We start from the raw sequence: 17939 nt of genomic DNA on the forward strand, positions 1-17939 counted from the left end.
TTCCCGTAGGGGGAGGCGGCGGCGCGGGGCCGAAAAAGCGAAAACCGCGCCGCCACGACCCGATGAGACGGACCAGAGGGCTGCGCGGGCGGAATCAGGCTGGCGCCACTATAGCGCTCGGCGGTAGACTGCGCGGCGCCTATATCGCATGGGCGTGAAAGGCACAAACGCCGCAGCCCGGCTGCGTCGGATTCGCAAGTGCGCCGCCTGTCCCCGGTTCCTGTTGCGTTCGCGCCGGGGCGGGCTATAGACGGCGCCGCGACCCGCCGGGGGGCGCGTCAGGAGTTGATGCTGCGTATGACCACCTTTGACGAACGCGAAAAAGGTTTCGAGAGCAAGTTCGCCCGCGACCAGGAGCAGGAATTCAAGGCCGTCGCCCGCCGCAACAAGCTGCTCGGCTTGTGGGCCGCCGAGAAGATGGGCCTGACCGCTGAAAGCGCCGAGACCTACGCCGCCGCCGTCGTGCGCGCCGATTTCGATCAGCCGGGCGACGACGATGTGGTGCGCAAGGTCGCCGGCGACCTCAAGGACTCGGGCCTCTCGGTCTCCGAAGGCGAACTGCGGTCCAAGATGGACGAGCTGATGTCCCACGCCCGCGAGCAGATCCGCCAGGGCGTCTGACCCGTATTGGCGAAAGAACCGCGTTAGGTTAGAAATGTCCCCGGGGAATATTGGGGGGCATCATGCAAAGGCGTGTTCTGTTGGGGCTGGGTCTCGGTTGCGTCGGCGCGTGGGCTGCGAGCCCTGACGCCGCGCTCAGTCAGCCCGTCGAATATGTGCGGGTCTGCGACGTGTACGGGTCGGGGTACTACTACATCCCCGGCACGGATCGCTGCCTTCGCGCCGCGACGGGCGAGACGCGATGGGAGACCGCGTTCGGCACCATGCGCAACGTCAGCGGGATCGGCGGGACGGTCCAGGGCACGTCCGCCTTCTCGTCGGGAGACGGCGCCACGGTGATCGGGGCCGGCGCCTGGGGCGGCGGCGATCCGACCACCGACAACCCGCCCTATGATCCCTCGAGCGGCGCCACCGTGGAGCAATGGCAGCTACAGTTTCCGCGATCCGCCTTCGCCAATGTGGGCGCCACCGCGATAGGCTACCAGGCCCGGGCAGGGGCCGGGGCGGACGGGCAGGACAACGCCACGGCCGTCGGTCATTCGGCGTCGGCCAATGCGCTGAACGCCGCCGCCTTCGGCCAGGGCGCCACCGCATCCGCCGAGGGAGCCGTGGCCATCGGTCAGGGCTCCATCGCCGCCATCGCCAATACCGTCTCGTTCGGGACGGCGGGCGCGGAGCGACGGCTGATGAACGTCTCCGCCGGGGTGATGGGCACGGATGCGGTCAATCTGGCCCAGATGACGGCCGCCATCACCGCCGCCGAGACCGTGTTGAACAATTCCATCACCAGCGCCGAGGCCGCCCTGAACAGCTCCATCGGCACGGTGGAGGCGGACCTGACCGGCGCTCTCGCCGCGGCCCAAAGCGCCCTCAATGACGCCATCGCCGCCGCCCGGCTGGACTTCAACCAGTCCATCGCCGGTCTGGGAGACGACTTCGACATAGACCTGACCGCGCTCAGCGCCGACGTCAGCAATCGGCTCGCCGACCTCCAGCAGCAGATCCAGGACATCACGAGCGCCGGCGGCGGTTTCGCCAGCGGCGGCACAGGGCCGGCCCCCACCGCCACCGGGCAGGGGTCCCACGCCTCCGGTCACGGCGCGCAGGCCCACGGGGGCAACACCACGGCCTACGGCACCAACGCGCGCGCCACTTTCGAAGGCGCTGTGGCCATCGGCGCCAACGCCCTGGCGTCTGCGGACCCGACCACGGCGGTCGGCTTCTCGGCCCAGGCCACGGGAGACAACGCCTCGGCCTTCGGCGGCTTCGCGGTTGCGTCCGCTGAAAACGCCACCGCGCTGGGCGAGAGCGCCGTGGCCGACGCGATCGGCGCGACGGCGGTCGGGCGGGGGGCCGTGGCCTCCCATGCCAACAGCGTCGCTCTGGGCGCGGGCGCGGAAACCGGCCGGGGCGCCCAGTCCGGCTATACGGCGCTGGGCCTGTCGGGTCCGCAGACCTCGGCGGGCGAGGTGTCGGTCGGCGTGGCCGGCGGGGCGCGACAGATCACCAATGTCGCCGCCGGCAGCGCGGCCACCGACGCCGTCAATGTCAGCCAGCTGGCCGGCGTCCGCAGTGAGGTCATGGCCTACACCGACGACCGCATCCTGACGCTCATGGCCTATACGGACGACCGCTTCGAGGACATGGCTGTCGGGCTGGACCGGGTGCGTGAGCGGGCGGATGCGGGTGCGGCGTCGGCCGCGGCCCTTGCGGGTCTGCCCATGGCCGTCAGCCCGGGCGCCAGCATGGTGTCGGGCGCGGTCGGCGTCTGGCGGGATGAGGCGGCGCTGGCCTTCGGCCTGTCCCACCGCTTCGACCAGCGCTGGTCGGTTCGGGCCGGCGGCACCTACAGCCAGGGCGGTTCCGGCTTCAACGCCGGCGTCGGGATGGAATTCTGATCCGCCGCCGCGATTTCTGGACAGCGGGCCCGGTCCTGATCGCGGCCGGAACGGCCGTGGCGCAGGCTCAGCCTCACGTCACGCGCGTGCCGCTGGACCGGGCGTCTCAGGTGATCCTGATCCGCGGTCCGCTGACGGCCCTGCATCAGGCCAATGTCACCGGCAACTACGGGGTTCTGCGGGACCTGGGCGGGCCGTCGTTTCGGGTGAACACGTCGGCAGGGCTGGCGGAGCTGTTCGAGCCGGTGCGGCGCGGCGCTCTGGATCTGGCCCAGGTGCTGGTGCACGAGCCGGTGATCACGCGCGGACCGCTGCTGGATGAGCAGGGACGGCTTCGCCTGACCGGATTCTTCCCCCTGCCAGCCTATCAACTCGCCTTCGACATCGCCTATGAGCCCGCCGAGGGCGAATGGAAGCTGTTCGGCCTCGCCGTGTCGGCCGAGGTCTGAGCGCCAGACGGAGTAAGGGCCGCACCCGGGGGAAAGTGCGGCCCTCAGAGTTCGAGGCGCTGGGGGGGAATGGGCGCCTCGATCATCTTGCGCTGTCAAAGTGTCCGCGCTCAGTCAGTAACGCGGCTTTGCCAGATTGGTTCTGCCGAAAATCAGTTCGGCATCACGACGGTGTCGATGGCGTGAATCACGCCGTTCGAGGCGGGCACGTCGGCCATGGCGATGGTCGAGGTGGAACCGTTCTCGTCGGTGATCACCCACTGACCATTGGTTTCGCGCAGGGTCAGGATTCCGCCCTCGACGGTGGTCAGTTCGACCGAGCCGTTGTTGGCGGCGGCCTGGCTGGCGATATCGGCGGCGGTCAGACGGCCGGGGACCACGTGATAGGTCAGGACGCCTTGCAGGGCTTCACGCTGCGCAGGTTGCATAAGGGCCTGGCGGTCGGCGGCGGGGATTTTCTCGAACGCCGCATTGGTGGGGGCGAATACGGTGAAGGGCCCGGCGCCGTTCAGGGTGCCGGCCAGGTCGGCGGCAGTGACGGCCTCGACCAGGGTGCTGAACTCGGGGTTGCCCTGGGCGACCTCGACCACGGTGCCGTCGGCGGCGGGCGTGGCGGCCTGGTCAGCGGTAGTGGCTTCGGCGTTCACGGCGGTGTTGGTGGCGTCTTCGCCGCTGTTGCACGCGGACAGGGCCAGCAGGGCGGCGGCGGACACGCCGGCGATCATGAAGGTACGCATCAGGTTTCTCTCCCAGCATCACCGCGTCAAATGGCGGCTCAGGGGGAGTTACTGATCCGGGCCCCAAAAGGATGCGCCGGCGATCAAATAAAAGTGCGCAGCGCGTGATCAGCCGGCGCCGAAGACGCGCTCGAACACTGTGTCCACATGCTTGGTATGATAGCCCAGATCGAACAGGGCCTCCAGATCGGCGTCGGCCAGGGTGACGCGGTCGTCGGCCTTGAGCAGCTCCAGGAACCGGCCCTCGCCGCGCCAGACCTTCATGGCGCTCTCCTGCACGGCCGCATAGGCGTCCTCGCGGCTGATGCCCGCCTGGGTCAGGGCCAGCATGACCCGCTGCGAGAACACCAGCCCGCCCAGCCGATCCAGATTCTTCTGCATGTTCTCGGGATAGACGTTCAGCCGCTCGATCACGCCCGCCATGCGGTGCAGGGCGAAATCCAGATGCACGGTGGCGTCCGGGCCGATGCCCCGCTCGACCGAGGAGTGGCTGATGTCCCGCTCGTGCCACAGCGCAACATTTTCCATTGCGGGGGTCACGGCCGATCGCACCAGACGGGCCAGGCCGGTCAGGTTCTCGGTCAGGATCGGGTTGCGCTTGTGCGGCATGGCCGACGAGCCCTTCTGGCCCTTGTCGAAGAACTCCTCGGCCTCCAGCACCTCGGTGCGCTGCAGGTGACGGATCTCGGTAGCCAGACGCTCGATGGATGAGGCCACCACGCCCAGGGCCGCAAAATAGGCGGCGTGGCGGTCGCGCGGGATCACCTGGGTCGAGACCGGCTCGACCGCGAGACCCATCTGCTCGGCCACATAGACCTCAACCGCCGGGTCCACATTGGCGAAGGTGCCCACGGCGCCCGAGATGGCGCAGGTGGCGATCTCCTCGCGGGCGGTGACCAGTCTGCGCCGCGCCCGCTGGAATTCGGCGTGGTAGCCGGCCAGCTTCAGGCCGAAGGTCACCGGCTCGGCGTGGATGCCGTGCGACCGGCCCACGGTGACGGTGTACTTGTGCTCCTTGGCCCGGGTCTCCAGCGCCGCCAGCAACCGGTCCACGCCCGCCAGCAGCAGATCGGTGGATCGGGCCAGCTGGACCGCGAAACAGGTGTCCAGCACGTCCGAGGAGGTCATGCCCTGGTGCAGGAAGCGGGCTTCCTCGCCCACCGTCTCCGACACATGGGTCAGGAAGGCGATGACGTCGTGCTTGGTGGTGCGCTCGATCTCGTCGATGCGGTCGGCGTCCCAGACCACGTCCTTGCCCCTGGTCCACAGGGCCTCGGCGGCTTCCTTCGGGATGACGCCCAGCTCGGCCATCTTCGTGGCGGCATGGGCCTCGATCTCGAACCAGATCGAATATTTGGTCTCCTGGGACCAGATGGCGACGGCTTCGGGGCGGGAATAGCGCGTGATCATGGGGCCGTTTCGGTCGCCGGGGCCGGGGAGTCAAGGTTGCGGCGAATCCGGGCCGGGTCCATTCAGGCGGACAGCAAGGGAGCCCCGTCATGAAGCTGATCCTCGGAGACAAGGCCTATTCTACCTGGTCGCTGCGGCCGTGGCTGGTGCTGAAGCGGTGCGGGGCCGATTTCGACGAGGTCATGGTGCATCTGAACCGGCCCGACACGGCCGAGGCCATCGCCCGGCACGCCCCGGCAGGCAAGGTGCCGACGCTTCAGGTGGACGGCGTCACCATCTGGGACTCCCTGGCCATCACCCTGTGGGCCGGGGAGCGGTTCCCCGACGTCGCCCTGTGGCCCGCAGACCGGCACGCCCGCTGGGTGGCGCGGTCGACGGTGTGCGAGATGCACTCGGCCTTCGGAACCCTGCGCGGCGAGCTGGGCATGGCGCCGGACCATCCCATGTGCGTGGTGCAGGATCAGCCGCACGTCCCGTCGGAGGCCCTGTCCGCCGACATCCGCCGCATGATCGTCCTGTGGAAGGACGCAAAGAGCCGCTTCGGTCAGGGCGGGCCATTCCTGTTCGGCGACTGGTCCGTGGCCGACGCCTTCTTCACCCCGGTGGCCGCGCGTTTCCGTCACTTCCGTATCGACCTCAACGCCCACGGCGATGACGGCACGGCGGCGAGCTACATGGACGCCCTGCTCAGCCAGCCGGACTTTCTGGAATGGGAAGAAGCGGGCCGGGCGGAACTGGCCGGCTAGGACAGGCCTTCGCCGTTATCCTCCAGAACATCGTCATGGCCGGGCTTGTCCCGGCCATCCATACGCACGCTTTCACAAGCACAGCGACCGGACAGTGCGCCACGCACCCTTGAACGCCTGAGTGTATGGATCACCGGGACAAGCCCGGTGATGACGGGCAGCGGGGGGCACAAATTTCTCCGTCTCACAGCGTCCCCCGCAGGCGCTCCAGCAGGATCACTTCCTCCCCCTTGTACCGGGTCGCCGCATAGGGGGCGTAGCCGAAGCGGTCGGCCAGGCGCAGGGACGGCTGGTTCTCCGGGGCGATCATGCAGACGGTGCGGGGCGGATCCAGCACCGCCTCGACCCACGCCAGCGCCGCGCCGACGGCCTCGGATGCCAGACCCTGCCGCTGGGTCCACGGCGCCATGACCCAGCCGCCCTCGGGCGCGTCGCCGAAGGCCGGGCTCATCTCCCGGCGGAAATCGGCGAACCCCGCCACGCCCGCATAGGTGCCGGTGGCCTTCATGCGCACGGTCCACAGGCCATAGCCCATGGTGACCCAGTGGCCGACGTCGCGCAGCAGCCGGTTCCAGCAGTCCTCCTCGCTGAACGGCCGGCCGCCGATGTGGCGATAGACGTCCGGCTCGCGCCACACCTGGGCCACGTCCGGCAGGTCGGCCGGCGAGACGGGCGTCATGACCAGCCGTGGGGTCTCCAGCGTGGTCGAGCGCACCGGCGGTTCAATTGTCGCGATCATCCCATCAACCCCAGTTGCCGGAAGCTGGACACGCCTTCGCGCCCCACGATCAGGTGGTCGTGGACCTCGACGTTGAGGGACCGGGCGGCCTCGACGATCTGTTTGGTCATCTGGATGTCGGCGCGGCTGGGGGTCGGGTCGCCGGAGGGATGGTTGTGGACGAGAATGACGGCGCTGGCCGACACCTCCAGCGCCCGGCGCACCACCTCGCGCGGATAGACCGGGGCGTGATCCACGGTGCCCCGATTGAGCACTTCGTCGAGGATCAGCTGGTTCTTCTTGTCCAGATACAGCACCCGGAACTGCTCGCGGGGTTCGTGCTGCAGGGCCACCCGCACATAGGAGACCAGCGCGGTCCAGGACGAGATGACCGTGCGCCTGGCCGCCGGTTCGCGGGCCACCCGGCGGCTGACCTCGTGCAGCGCGGTCAGGTCGAGGGCCGTTTCCGCGCCGACGCCCTTCATGCGCCCCTTTGAGTCTTCGGCGCGGACGGTCATCAGCTCCTCCACCGAGGCGGCCAGCATGGCCGACAGCGAGCCGAAGCGAGCCAGCAGGGCCTTGGCGATGGGCTTCACGTCGCCCTGGGGCTGGCTGCGGAACAGGAACAGTTCCAGCAGTTCGTAGTCGGGCAGGTGGGTCAGGCCGCCGCTCCGCGCCCGGTCACGCAGGCGTTCGCGGTGGCCCGCATGGTGCGGTTTCGCCGCCTTCCCAGCCGTCCGGGGCGCCGCGTCGGTCAAGAGCCCCTCCTGATCCCGCCTTGAGACCGTCACAGTGCCGGGGACCTATGCGCGCCACAACCGAAATCGGTTCGGCCGGCCGCAGGCCGCCGGAGCCGGATTCAAGCGAAGAGCATCTGCATGAAGACCACCGCCGCCTCACTCACCGCCCTGATGATCGGTCTGGCGTCTCCCGCCTTCGCGCAGGAGGCCCTGGACGCCCGGGCGGTGTTCGATCAGGCCGAGGCCATCTGTCAGGCCGACGACGGCGCCCTGTGGGGCGTCAGCCTGTGCGGGCCGATCCTGATCGTCGATCCCGCGACCCGTCAGGTCGTGGCCAGTCAGGCGGGCGACAGTGCTGCCCTGAGCGAGGCTGACGGCGTCTTCACCGGCGTCCTGCCCGACGCAGTCATGGTCGCCAATACGGCGGTGGACTGGGACGGGGTGCGCTGGACCATGCTGCTGGCGCCCCTGCCTGACGAGGCCGAAACCCGGGCAGGGCTGATCGCCCACGAAAGCTGGCACCGCATCCAGGACCAACTGGGCCTGCCCATGGCTTCGCCCACACCGGACCATCTGGCCACAGCCGAGGGCCGCATCGCCATGCGGCTGGAATGGCGCGCCCTGGCCGCTGCCCTGTCGGCGCCGGATGCGCAGGGTCTGCGCACGGCCACGCACGACGCCCTGATCTTCCGCGCCGCCCGCCACGCCCAGGCCGGGCAGGCGGGGGCCGCACAGGAGCGGGCGCTGGAGCTGAACGAGGGACTGGCGGAGTACACCGGCGTAAAGCTGTCCGGCGCGCTCGATCCGCACCGGGACGTGGCCGCCACCCTGCGCGCGGCCGAGCAAGCCGACGCCTTCTCGCGCATGTTCGCCTACGCCTCGGGGCCGGCCTACGGCCTGCTGCTGGACGACGCGGCGCCGGGGTGGCGCGCGGGACTGACGGCGGAGTCCGATCTGGGCGCCCTGCTGGGCGCGGCCGTGGGCTTCACGGCGCCGGAGGACCCGGTGGCGGTCTTCGCCCGCACCGCGGCGACCTATGACGGTCAGGCCGTTGCGAACGATGAACTGGCGGCGCAGGAGGCGCGGGCGGGCCTGACCACGCGCTGGAGCGACCGGCTGGTCGCCGGGCCGGTGCTGCGCCTGCCGCTGGAGAATATCCGCGTCAGCTTCGATCCCAACACCCTGCAGCCTCTGCCGCCGCATGGCGTGGTCTATCCGACCGCCACCATCACTGACGTCTGGGGCGTCCTGACCGTCACTGAAGGCGCCCTGATCGCCGGCGACTGGAGCGCGGTGACGGTGACGGCGCCCGCGGACGGCGACACCCTGACCGGCGACGGCTGGTCGCTGGACCTGGCCGACGGCTGGCGCATCGCGCCGGGCGCGCGTGCCGGGGATTTCGTGCTGGAGCCTGCTGAATAGCCGACAGAAACGCGGCTTCCGTTTTGCCTAGAGGGGGGGGGGCTGGCGTCTCAGTCTAACATACTAGTCCACTCGACCCTGTATTCGACGGAGCCAGTCCCGCAGAATTTCACCAAGTTTGAAATGAAACCAGTATATTCCTGAAAGACCAACAGCAGGAAAAGCAATTATTGCTATGGTCACTGCTATGCTGTCTGGGGGCCAATAAATGAGCCACGCAGATACGTACATGAAGTAGAAAATTATTAGTATGATCTTGGCGATATTGTTTATCTGCATCATACTAATGGCGCTGGCCTAAATTGGCGGAGTGCCGGGATCTATTCAAATACCGGCCGGAACAGGCCCTTCGGGCTGGCGGTGAAGATCTCCAGCCCATCTTCGGTCACGCCCACGCTGTGCTCGCACTGGGACGACAGGGACTTGTCGCGGGTCACGGCGGTCCAGCCGTCGGACAGCACCTTCACCGCCGGCTTGCCCAGGTTCACCATCGGCTCGACGGTGAAGAACATGCCCGGCTTCAGCACCGCGCCTTCGCCCCGTCGGCCGAAGTGCAGCACGTTGGGGTTGTCGTGGAACACCCGCCCGATGCCGTGGCCGCAGAAGTCGCGCACCACCGACATGCGCTGGGCCTCGACGTATTTCTGGATGGCGAAGCCGATGTCGCCGAAGGTGTTGCCCGGCTTCACCTGCTTCAGGCCGATCTCCAGCGCCTCATAGGTCACGTCGATCAGCTTCTTGGCCCGGGTGTTGATCTCGCCCACGGCGTACATGCGGCTGGAATCGCCGTGCCAGCCGTCGACGATAACCGTGTGGTCGATGTTGACGATGTCGCCGTCCTTCAGCGCCTTGTCGCCCGGGATGCCGTGGCAGACCACGTGATTGATCGAGATGCAGGTGGTCTTGGTGTAGCCCTTGTAGCCCAGGCACGCGGGCAGGCCGCCGTTGTCCAGGGTGAACTGGCGGACCAGGTCGTCCAGCTCGCCGGTGGTGACGCCCGGCTTCACATGTTCGCCGATCATGTCCAGCGCCTCGGCCACAAGGCGGCCGGCCTTGCGCATGCCCTCGAAATCCTCGGGCTGATAGAGGCGGATGGTGTGCGAGCGGGTGTACAGCTCGGCGTCCTGGGTCTCGTACATCAATCGGTTCAACCTGTTGCGCCCGGCCGGCCCAGCGGACGGTTCAGGCGGATCAATTCGGGTGTCAGATGGCAATCATAGCACAGAACCTCAACCCCGTTCGCCTCGGCGCGACGCAGGGCCGCGCCATAGGCGGGGTCCAGATCGTCGGCGGTGACGAAGCGGTCGCAGTCGCCGCGCTGGGCGATGAACAGCATCACGGCCCGGCCGCCCGCCGCGACTACCCGCTCCAGCGCACCCAGATGCTTGGCGCCGCGCGCGGTGACGCAGTCGGGAAACTCGGCCAGGCCCGGTGTGCGCGACAGGGTGACGTTCTTGACCTCCACATAGGCCGGCGCCCGGTCCGGGTGTTCCAACAGCAGGTCGATGCGGCTGTCGGAATCGTAGCGGACCTCGCGCCGGATCACGTCGTAACCGGTCAGTTCGGGAATCACCCCGTCCCCGATGGCGGCCTCGGCCAGCCGGTTCGGTCTCATGGTGTTGACGCCCACCAGCCCGGTGGGAAGCTGCACCATCTCCAGCGTCAGGGGCAGCTTGCGCTTCGGGTCCGCCGAGCGGGACAGCCATACCGGGAGGCCGGGCATGTTCATGCCCAGCATGGACCCGGAATTGGGCACATGGACGGTGGTCTCGGTCCCGTCCGCCAGCGTCACGTCGGCCAGAAACCGCTTGTAGCGGCGGATCAGGGTGCCGCGTTCCAGCGGGGCGGGGAGGGTCATGGGGCGGGCCTATAGCAGCCTTTGCGGCTTGGCCGTATCTATCTCCCATGACCACGCAGAACCCCACCGCCGCCGTGCTCGTCATCGGCGATGAAATCCTGTCCGGCCGGACGAAGGACACCAACACCAACACCATCGCCCGTTTCCTGACCGCCATGGGGATCGACCTGATGGAGGCGCGGGTGGTGGGGGACCGGCCGGAGCAGATCATCGAGGCCCTGAACGCTCTGCGCGCCGGCCACGACTATGTATTCACCACGGGCGGCATCGGCCCGACCCACGATGACATCACCGCCGACTGCGTGGCTGAGGCGTTCGGCGTGGACCTGCCCGAGCATCCCGAGGCCGTGGCGATTCTGGAGCGCCGCTACGGCGACGACTTCAACGCCGCCCGCCGGCGCATGGCGCGTATCCCGGAAGGGGCCAGCCTGATCGCCAACCCCGTCACCGACGCCCCGGGCTTCCAGCTGGACAATGTCTTCGTCATGGCCGGGGTGCCGGCGATCATGCAGGGCATGCTGCAGGACGTGGCGCCGCGCCTGAAGACCGGCGCGGTGGTTCATTCCGGGACGCTGAAGGTTACCGGGGTGGGCGAGGGGACTGTGGCCGGGATCCTCGCCGAGGCGGCGCGGGCGAATCGGGCGCTGTCCTTTGGCAGCTATCCCTTTGGCGCAGGCGCCCAGGGCGAGATCGGGACCAATCTGGTCGTTCGCGGACAGGACGAATCGGCCGTCGCCGCAGCGGTTCAGGACTTGCAGCGGTCCCTGATTGAAGCGGGCGTGAGCGTCACGCCCCTGTAGGAGCGGCCGGTTGTCCGGCCCTGCCGGATGAACGGACGAACGATCACGCCCACCGCCGAGACCGAGCGGTTCCAGGTGCTGGACCTGCTGCGGGGCTTCGCCCTGTGCGGCATTCTGCTGGCCAACATCGTGGCCATGGGCCAGCCGTGGTCGCGGGCCTATCCCGCCTTTCCCGCCCAGTTGACCAATCCCGACTGGGCCGCCTGGACGTTGCAGGCCCTGTTCGTGGAAGGCTCCATGCGCGCCCTGTTCACGCTTCTGTTCGGGGCAGGGGTGGTGCTGCTGACCGCCTGGGGCGCCCGGGCGGACCGGCCTGGGACCGCAGACGTCCACTTCCGCAGGGCCATGCTGCTGATGGCGCTGGGGATCGGCAATGCCGTGGTGCTGCTGTGGCCAGGCGACATTCTCTACATCTACGGTGTGGCGGCGGTGTTCCTGTTCGTGTTCCGGAAGCTGGACGGCCGGGCGCTGATCGCCCTGTCCGCCATGCTGATCGCCCTGTTCTCGCTGGCCGACGCTTTCACCAGCTGGCGCGCCGCCGTGGCCCTGACGGGCGACCCCGCCGCCCACGCCGCCGCCATGGCCGCCCTGACGCCGTCCGCCGAGGCCCTGAGCGCCGAGGCGGCGGTGCGGGCCTCCGGCTCCTATCCGGCCATCGCCCTGTGGAGCGCCGGGGCCTTCACCGACTGGGCCCTGGCCAAGGGTGCGGTGCTGTCGGTGGGCCGCACCGTGGCCTTCATGATGCTGGGCATGGGGCTGTTCAAGCTGGGCGTCATGACCGGGGCGCGGTCCATGGGGTTCTATCTGCGATTGTCGGTGCTGGGCATCGCGGGGGGGCTGGCCATCAATCTCTGGGAGACCGCGAGCCTGTGGCGGTCCGGATTCGATCCGGCCGTCTGGACCCCCGCCCTGACCGGAGAAATCGGGCGGTTGATGCTGGCGCTGGGCTATCTCGGGGCCGTCATCGCGGCGTGGAAGGCGAACGTCCTGGGCCTGATCGGTGCGGGGCTGGAGCGCATGGGCCGCATGGCCATGACCAATTATCTGGCCCAGTCCCTCATCTGCGCCGTGCTTTTCTACGGATTCGGCCTGTATGACCGGCTGGGCTGGTGGCCCCTGTGGGGCCTGACGGCGGCCATCTGGATCTGTCAGGGCCTGTTCAGCGCCGCCTGGCTCAGCATCTTCCGCATGGGTCCGGCCGAGTGGATGTTCCGCGCCGTGGCCTACTGGACGATTCCGCCGCTGTTGCGCCCCCGTCAGGGCCGCGCGAGGCCCGCAGCCGAGCCCGCGCCCAGCCGGTGAGTCTGGCCGATATAAAATACCAATAAAATCATTGACTTGACATTCTGTCGCGCCGCCTTGACCGAACGCCGCCCCCCCTATAGGTTCCGCGCCGAATTCAGACCCGCATCGGCATCTTTGCCGAGCCGCTGAGCAAAGCCATGTCTCCTGATCCGAAATCGCGTGAAGAGGCGATCAAACGCCTCAACGCCCGCGCCTCGGACCTCGAGGCCGCCACGGCGCAAAAGACCGCTGAAGCCATCTCGGCCACGGCGGTCACGAGCCAGGCGTACAAGATCGTCGCCGAGCTGATCGGCGGGGTCCTGTTGGGCGTTGCGATCGGGTTCGTGGTCGACCGGTTCGCCGGCACCACGCCCTGGGGACTGATCAGCGGGACCTTCCTGGGGTTCGGTCTGTCGATATACATGGCGCGCCGTACGGCCAATCGGCTTATGGCGCAGGCGAAGGCGAGCGGGATCGAACCACAGTCGATTCCCTTCGACGATGACGAAGACGAGGAGCGATAGGCCTTGGCCGATCCGATCGAACAGTTTCAGGTCAAGCCCATCGAGGGACTGGACTTCGGCACGGTGGTTCTGCCGCTGATCGGTGAAAGCCGTCTGGCGTTCACCAATTCGCACCTGGCCATGACGGTGTCCTTCCTTCTGGTGGTGGGGCTGCTGGCCCTGGCGACCTCCAACGCCAAGGTGGTGCCGGGTCGTCTGCAGGGCGCGGTCGAGCAGCTGTTCGGCCTGATCAACGGCGTCACCGACTCCATGATCGGCCACGAAGGCCGCAAGTATTTCCCCTTCGTCTTCACCCTGTTCATGTTCATCCTGGCCATGAACCTGCTGGGCATGTTCCTGACCTTCACCGCCACCTCGCAGCTGGCCGTGACCGGAACGCTGGCGGCGATCACCATCCTGCTGGTCATCGGCATCGGCTTCGCCAAGCACGGCCTGGGCTTCTTCAAACTGTTCTGGCCCATGAGCGCGCCGGTGGCGATTCGCCCGGCGGTGGGGCTGATCGAGTTCATCTCCTTCCTGCTGCGTCCGATCACCCTGTCGCTGCGTCTGTTCGGCATCATGCTGGGCGGTCACATCGCCCTGAAGATCTTCGCCATCTTCGTGGTGGGTCTGGGCAGTCTGGCGTTCAGCGGCGAGGCCCTCGGGCTGCTGGGCCTGCCGGTGGCGGCCTTGTCCCTGGGCATGGTCGTGGGCATCACGGCCCTGGAGTTCCTGGTGGCGTTCCTGCAGGCCTTCGTGTTCGCCGTCCTGACCAGCATCTATCTCAACGACGTCGTCAATCTGGGCCACGGCCACTAGGCCCGGACCAGCCCCGAAACCCTTAGTTCCAACCCTGACTGAATAGGAAAATTCACATGGAAGCCGAATCCTTCAAGTACTTCGGTATCGGCCTGGCCACGCTGGGCATGCTCGGCGCCGGCATCGGCGTGGGCAACATCTTCGGCAACTTCCTCGCCGGCGCGCTGCGCAACCCCTCGGCCGCCGCCTCGCAAGTCGGCAACCTGTTCGTGGGCGCCGCGCTGGTCGAAGCCCTGGGCATCCTGGCCTTCGTGCTGGGCATCCTGGCCTGGCTGGGCTGATCCAGCCTCACGACAACGACTCCAGGGCGACGAAGCGGGATGATCTCCCGCTTCGTCGTCGCTCCATTTTCTAGGACAGGCTGACGGTTCATGGCCGCTCCCACCACACCTGAAGCGCCCGAGCCCGGCGCATACGCCACCACCGAGGCCGAGGGCCACGGCGGCGGGCTGCCCCAGTTCGAAAGCCAGTACTGGGCCGGGCAGATCGTCTATCTGCTGGTCCTGTTCCTCGTGCTGTACCTGCTGATGAGCAAGGTGTTCGCACCGCGCCTGCGTCGGGTGATGGACGAGCGCACCGAAACGGTCGCCGGCGCCATCGCCAGCGCCCGCATGGTTCAGGATGAAGCCGCCGCCCAGGCCCTGGCCGCCAAGGCGGAGCTCGAGCAGGCCCGCGCCACGTCCCGCGCCACGGCCGCCGCTGCCAAGGCCCGGGTGACCGAGGAAGCCAACGCGCGCCAGGCCACCGAGGAAGCCCAGGTCAACGCGCGCATCGCAGAAGCCGAGGCGACCATCGCCCAGTCGCGCAATGCCGCCATGGCCAATGTCTCCACCGTGGCTTCGGACGCCGCCCAGGCCATGATCGAGCGCCTGACCGGCGCCAAGGCCTCGGACGCCGAGATCAAGGCCGCGCTGAAGGGAGCCGCCTGATGCCCTATTTCCTGACTCCCTATTTCTACAGCTGGGACAGCGCCGAACTGTGGGTCGGCGTCGGCCTCGTGCTGTTCTTCGTCATCCTGATCTTGGCGGGCGTGCCCAGGCTGGTCGCCGGGGCCCTGGACGCCAAGGCGGCCAAGATTCAGTCTGATCTGGACGAGGCCGCGCGTCTGCGCGCCGAGGCCGAGGCCCTGCTGGCCCAGATCCGTCAGGAGAAGGCCGAGGCCGAGGCCCAGGCCGCCGAGATGCTGGCCGCCGCCGAGGCTGACGCCCGCCGCATGGAGGCCGACGCCCGCGTCCGTCTCGAGGAATCCCTGGCCCGCCGCGAGGCCATGGCCGAGCGCAAGATCGCCCAGGCCGAGGCCCAGGCCACCGCCGAGGTTAAGGCCGCCGCCGTTGAACTGGCCGCCGCCGCCGCCGAACGCATCCTGGCTGACCGTCTTGCCGCCTCGTCCACGGACCCGCTGGCTGACCAGGCCATCGCCCAGATCGGTTCGCGTCTGAACTGATCGCGGCCATTTCGCGAATCAAAAAAGGCCCCGCCATCGTCGGCGGGGCCTTCTTCGTTTCGAGCGTCGCACGGTGTCAGTGCGCGGGCTGGGCCCCGGCCATCTCGCGGGCGTGGCGCTTCTCGCGCTGAACCAGCGTGCCGTAGATGGAGCCCATGGCGATCCCGAACACGATGTGGGTCAGGATCAGCCAGATCAGGGTCGAGAAGCCCGCCGCCATGGCGAACATGCCGATTCCGGCCGCAGGGGCCACGGTCAGCGACATCAGGATGAAGGCGCCCACTGCGAACAGTATGCCCTTGGTCGCCGGGGTGTCGGTTGGCATCTTCGGGCACAGAATGCCGAAGGCCGGCCCCAGAATCAGGGTCCCTGACACGAAGTGGATGCCCCACCCGACCAGATAGCTGCCGGGCATGCCCACCATGGCCGCCAGGATCAGCGGAAAGATCCGCACCTCCGCGAGCGCCCCGGTGGACTGGGTCAGATAGAGTTTCGCGACTTCCAGGATCGCCACCACAGCGGTGGCCGCGAACCCGGCGATCATGCCTTTTTGAATGCGTGACATCATGATGGGGGCTCCTCCCAAAGCCATTTTTTTGTTCCCCACGACGCACACAGCATACGCCGATGTGCGGCGATGCGCCGCACCTCGTGATCACGATTTCGTGCGGACGCAGTTCGGCCTGGGTCGCCCGAGGGGGGCGTCCAGCGGAATCGTTACGGTTTTTGGAGGTTCAGGCCCCGGCGGGGCGTCGGAACGAGGCCCGGAAAGAGCGGCGCGTGCGCGACAGGACGCGCTTGCCGCGCTTCAGCAGCAGCCGTTCCATGCGCAGCGCCTGCTGCCAGAACACCGGCGCGAACTCGGGCCGGCGGCGCATCAGACGGCGGAAGGGATAGAAATACCTGGGCCGGGCGTGCTGGGCGCGGATGAACTGCCGCTTGGCCCAGTAGGAATTGCGCAGGATCACCACCATGCCGACCACCGAAATCGGCAGGCCGAACGGGCCGGGAAGGGGGGCGATCAGTATGCCCAACAGCACCAGGAACCCGCCCAGAACGATCAAGACCAGACGCGCGATGCGCTGCATCAAACCCTTCAACACCCCACGGCTGACGGGGCGCGCCGAAGCGGCTTGGGTCCCGATGGCCAGAACTTGGGTCATGGAAGGGCGTGGCTCCAGAGAGACAGGGGGCTTGGGGAACGCGGAGACGGTGGCTTTGGCTGCATGAACGAGGTGGGGGGACCGGTTCACGGGTTCAAGCTGCCACACCTTGCTTTACAAAGGTTTCATGCGGCTCATTTGAGGCGCGGCGGTTACGCTTCAGTAAGGCTGTTCTGAAACAAGCCCCCTGTTGCATGGACAACACGCCCCGGCGCCGGTCGACGCTCCCCAAAATCCCGCGCGTTCAGACGGGGGTATAATGCCCGGGCAATGCGGCGGTCGGGCCGCGCGGGGCATCAGGGGGATTTCAACAATTCGGACAATTCACACACTGTTTTTCGGCGCCGATGTCTGAACCGAATCGGGCCGGTCAGGCCGCGACGATCTCTTCGGCCTGCTTCAGGTCGACGCTGACCAGCTGGCTGACGCCGCGCTCCGGCATGGTGACGCCGTACAGGCGGTCCATCCGGCTCATGGTCACCGGATTGTGGGTGATGACGATGAAGCGGGTGTTGGTGCGATTGCGCATCTCGTCCAGCATGCGGCAGAAGCGGTCCACATTGGCGTCGTCCAGCGGAGCGTCGACCTCGTCCAGCACGCACACGGGTGCGGGATTGGCCAGAAACACCGCAAAGATCAGGGCGGCGGCGGTCAGGGCCTGCTCGCCGCCGGACATCAGGCTCATGACCGACAGCCGCTTGCCGGGCGGGCAGGCGTAGATCTCCAGCCCGGCCTCCAGCGGATCGTCGGACTCCACCAGCTTCAGCTCGGCCTGACCGCCGCCGAACAGGGCTTCGAACAGGCTCTTGAAGTTGTCGTTGATGATGTCGAAGGCGGCCAGCAGGCGCTCCCGGCCCTCGGCGTTCAACTCGTCGATGCCGCCACGCAGCTTGGCGATGGCGCTGGTCAGATCCTCGCGCTCCTCGCGCATGGCGGTCAGGCGCTCGCCGTATTCCGCCGCCTCATCCTCGGCCCGCAGATTGACCGCACCCAGGGCCTCGCGTTCGCGCTCCAGCCCATACAGCAGGGACTCCGCCCCCGCGGCGTCCGGCGGCCGGGCGATGGCGTCGTCGGTCAGGCGCTTGCCCAGATCCTCCGGCGACATCTGGGCGGTCTCGCGCAGGATGCGCTCGGCGTCGTCCAGACGCAGGGCGGCGGCCTCGGCGTGGGCGGACAGGCCGGCGCGGCGCTCGCGGGCGGCGGAGGCGGCGCTATATATGTCCTGACCCAAGTCACCGCAAACCGGTGAAGCTAAATATCGGATGAACTTTGACCTGAGGCTGGGAGATTGCCTCGACCTGATGACCGATATTGCTGATCAATCTGT

20 protein-coding genes and 1 pseudogene are annotated in these 17939 nt (G+C 67.9%); 12 read left to right on the plus strand and 9 right to left on the minus strand.

Translation table 11 applies throughout. The features are described 5' to 3' along the window. Positions 1–297: 297 nt before the first annotated feature. The 3 genes from ACK4SE_RS12460 to ACK4SE_RS12470 all read left to right on the plus strand — a co-directional run bounded on the left by ACK4SE_RS12460 (position 298) and on the right by ACK4SE_RS12470 (position 2968). The gene (locus ACK4SE_RS12460; protein ID WP_409693227.1) at positions 298–621 is read left to right on the plus strand and encodes a DUF1476 domain-containing protein; all 324 of its coding nucleotides are present in this window, start codon (positions 298–300) and stop codon (positions 619–621) included. Positions 622–683: 62 nt separating this feature from the next. After that, positions 684–2519 carry a porin gene (locus ACK4SE_RS12465; protein WP_409693173.1) on the plus strand — a complete coding sequence of 612 codons (1836 nt, stop codon included), beginning with the start codon at positions 684–686 and terminating at the stop codon, positions 2517–2519. Positions 2520–2575: 56 nt separating this feature from the next. Next, complete coding sequence (locus tag ACK4SE_RS12470; protein ID WP_409693177.1) at positions 2576–2968, plus strand: hypothetical protein; 393 nt, start codon at positions 2576–2578, stop codon at positions 2966–2968. Positions 2969–3120: 152 nt separating this feature from the next. Here ACK4SE_RS12470 and ACK4SE_RS12475 read toward each other — a convergent pair whose 3' ends face one another. Continuing rightward, the gene (locus tag ACK4SE_RS12475) at positions 3121–3705 is read right to left on the minus strand and encodes a fasciclin domain-containing protein (RefSeq protein ID WP_409693179.1); all 585 of its coding nucleotides are present in this window, start codon (positions 3703–3705) and stop codon (positions 3121–3123) included. 108 nt (positions 3706–3813) lie between these two features. After that, positions 3814–5115, minus strand: coding sequence for an adenylosuccinate lyase (gene purB / locus ACK4SE_RS12480; protein WP_409693182.1), 1302 nt, complete (start codon positions 5113–5115; stop codon positions 3814–3816). An 89-nt stretch (positions 5116–5204) separates the two neighbouring features. Here purB and ACK4SE_RS12485 point away from each other — a divergent pair, with 89 nt between their 5' ends. Continuing rightward, complete coding sequence (locus ACK4SE_RS12485) at positions 5205–5861, plus strand: glutathione S-transferase family protein (RefSeq protein ID WP_409693185.1); 657 nt, start codon at positions 5205–5207, stop codon at positions 5859–5861. Positions 5862–6045: 184 nt separating this feature from the next. On the opposite strand, the gene ACK4SE_RS12490 is transcribed toward ACK4SE_RS12485, so the two are convergent. Both ACK4SE_RS12490 and radC read right to left on the minus strand, forming a co-directional pair. Further along, positions 6046–6600, minus strand: a complete 555-nt coding sequence (locus ACK4SE_RS12490; RefSeq protein WP_409693188.1) for a GNAT family N-acetyltransferase — start codon at positions 6598–6600, stop codon at positions 6046–6048. Continuing rightward, a complete protein-coding gene (radC, locus tag ACK4SE_RS12495; protein ID WP_409693191.1) occupies positions 6597–7337 on the minus strand; it encodes a RadC family protein in 741 nt (246 codons plus the stop codon). The genes ACK4SE_RS12490 and radC overlap by 4 nt, the downstream gene beginning before the upstream one ends. A 120-nt stretch (positions 7338–7457) precedes the next feature. Here radC and ACK4SE_RS12500 point away from each other — a divergent pair, with 120 nt between their 5' ends. Continuing rightward, a complete protein-coding gene (locus tag ACK4SE_RS12500; protein ID WP_409693193.1) occupies positions 7458–8741 on the plus strand; it encodes a hypothetical protein in 1284 nt (427 codons plus the stop codon). A gap of 320 nt (positions 8742–9061) precedes the next feature. Here ACK4SE_RS12500 and map read toward each other — a convergent pair whose 3' ends face one another. Both map and sfsA read right to left on the minus strand, forming a co-directional pair. Then, on the minus strand, positions 9062–9880 hold the full coding sequence (gene map, locus ACK4SE_RS12505) for a type I methionyl aminopeptidase (RefSeq protein ID WP_409693196.1): 819 nt from the start codon (positions 9878–9880) through the stop codon (positions 9062–9064). Positions 9881–9888: 8 nt separating this feature from the next. Further along, a complete protein-coding gene (gene sfsA / locus ACK4SE_RS12510) occupies positions 9889–10599 on the minus strand; it encodes a DNA/RNA nuclease SfsA (RefSeq protein ID WP_409693199.1) in 711 nt (236 codons plus the stop codon). Positions 10600–10646: 47 nt separating this feature from the next. Here sfsA and ACK4SE_RS12515 point away from each other — a divergent pair, with 47 nt between their 5' ends. From ACK4SE_RS12515 to ACK4SE_RS12545, 7 genes are all read left to right on the plus strand, one after another. Next, the gene (locus ACK4SE_RS12515; RefSeq protein WP_409693201.1) at positions 10647–11399 is read left to right on the plus strand and encodes a competence/damage-inducible protein A; all 753 of its coding nucleotides are present in this window, start codon (positions 10647–10649) and stop codon (positions 11397–11399) included. 27 nt (positions 11400–11426) lie between these two features. Continuing rightward, positions 11427–12701, plus strand: a complete 1275-nt coding sequence (locus ACK4SE_RS12520; protein ID WP_409693203.1) for a DUF418 domain-containing protein — start codon at positions 11427–11429, stop codon at positions 12699–12701. 140 nt (positions 12702–12841) lie between these two features. Beyond that, entirely contained in the window at positions 12842–13207 is a 366-nt protein-coding gene (locus tag ACK4SE_RS12525; protein WP_409693206.1) for an AtpZ/AtpI family protein, read from the plus strand. Positions 13208–13210: 3 nt separating this feature from the next. Then, positions 13211–14005, plus strand: a complete 795-nt coding sequence (locus tag ACK4SE_RS12530; RefSeq protein WP_409693210.1) for a F0F1 ATP synthase subunit A — start codon at positions 13211–13213, stop codon at positions 14003–14005. 56 nt (positions 14006–14061) lie between these two features. Continuing rightward, positions 14062–14286 carry a F0F1 ATP synthase subunit C gene (locus ACK4SE_RS12535; RefSeq protein ID WP_292170694.1) on the plus strand — a complete coding sequence of 75 codons (225 nt, stop codon included), beginning with the start codon at positions 14062–14064 and terminating at the stop codon, positions 14284–14286. A gap of 90 nt (positions 14287–14376) precedes the next feature. Further along, positions 14377–14934, plus strand: a complete 558-nt coding sequence (locus ACK4SE_RS12540) for a hypothetical protein (RefSeq protein WP_409693213.1) — start codon at positions 14377–14379, stop codon at positions 14932–14934. Continuing rightward, a complete protein-coding gene (locus ACK4SE_RS12545; RefSeq protein ID WP_409693215.1) occupies positions 14934–15449 on the plus strand; it encodes a F0F1 ATP synthase subunit B in 516 nt (171 codons plus the stop codon). The genes ACK4SE_RS12540 and ACK4SE_RS12545 overlap by 1 nt, the downstream gene beginning before the upstream one ends. A 76-nt stretch (positions 15450–15525) precedes the next feature. On the opposite strand, the gene ACK4SE_RS12550 is transcribed toward ACK4SE_RS12545, so the two are convergent. The 3 genes and pseudogenes from ACK4SE_RS12550 to ACK4SE_RS12560 form a co-directional block, all read right to left on the minus strand. Next, positions 15526–16017, minus strand: coding sequence for a DUF6789 family protein (locus ACK4SE_RS12550; protein ID WP_409693217.1), 492 nt, complete (start codon positions 16015–16017; stop codon positions 15526–15528). A 166-nt stretch (positions 16018–16183) separates the two neighbouring features. Next, on the minus strand, positions 16184–16612 hold the full coding sequence (locus ACK4SE_RS12555; protein WP_409693218.1) for a hypothetical protein: 429 nt from the start codon (positions 16610–16612) through the stop codon (positions 16184–16186). A 370-nt stretch (positions 16613–16982) separates the two neighbouring features. Then, a pseudogene (locus ACK4SE_RS12560) lies at positions 16983–17822 on the minus strand (chromosome segregation protein SMC); the annotation flags it as partial. Positions 17823–17939: the final 117 nt, after the last annotated feature.

Source organism: Brevundimonas sp., from assembly GCF_046293315.1.
In the GTDB taxonomy this organism is placed as follows: domain Bacteria; phylum Pseudomonadota; class Alphaproteobacteria; order Caulobacterales; family Caulobacteraceae; genus Brevundimonas.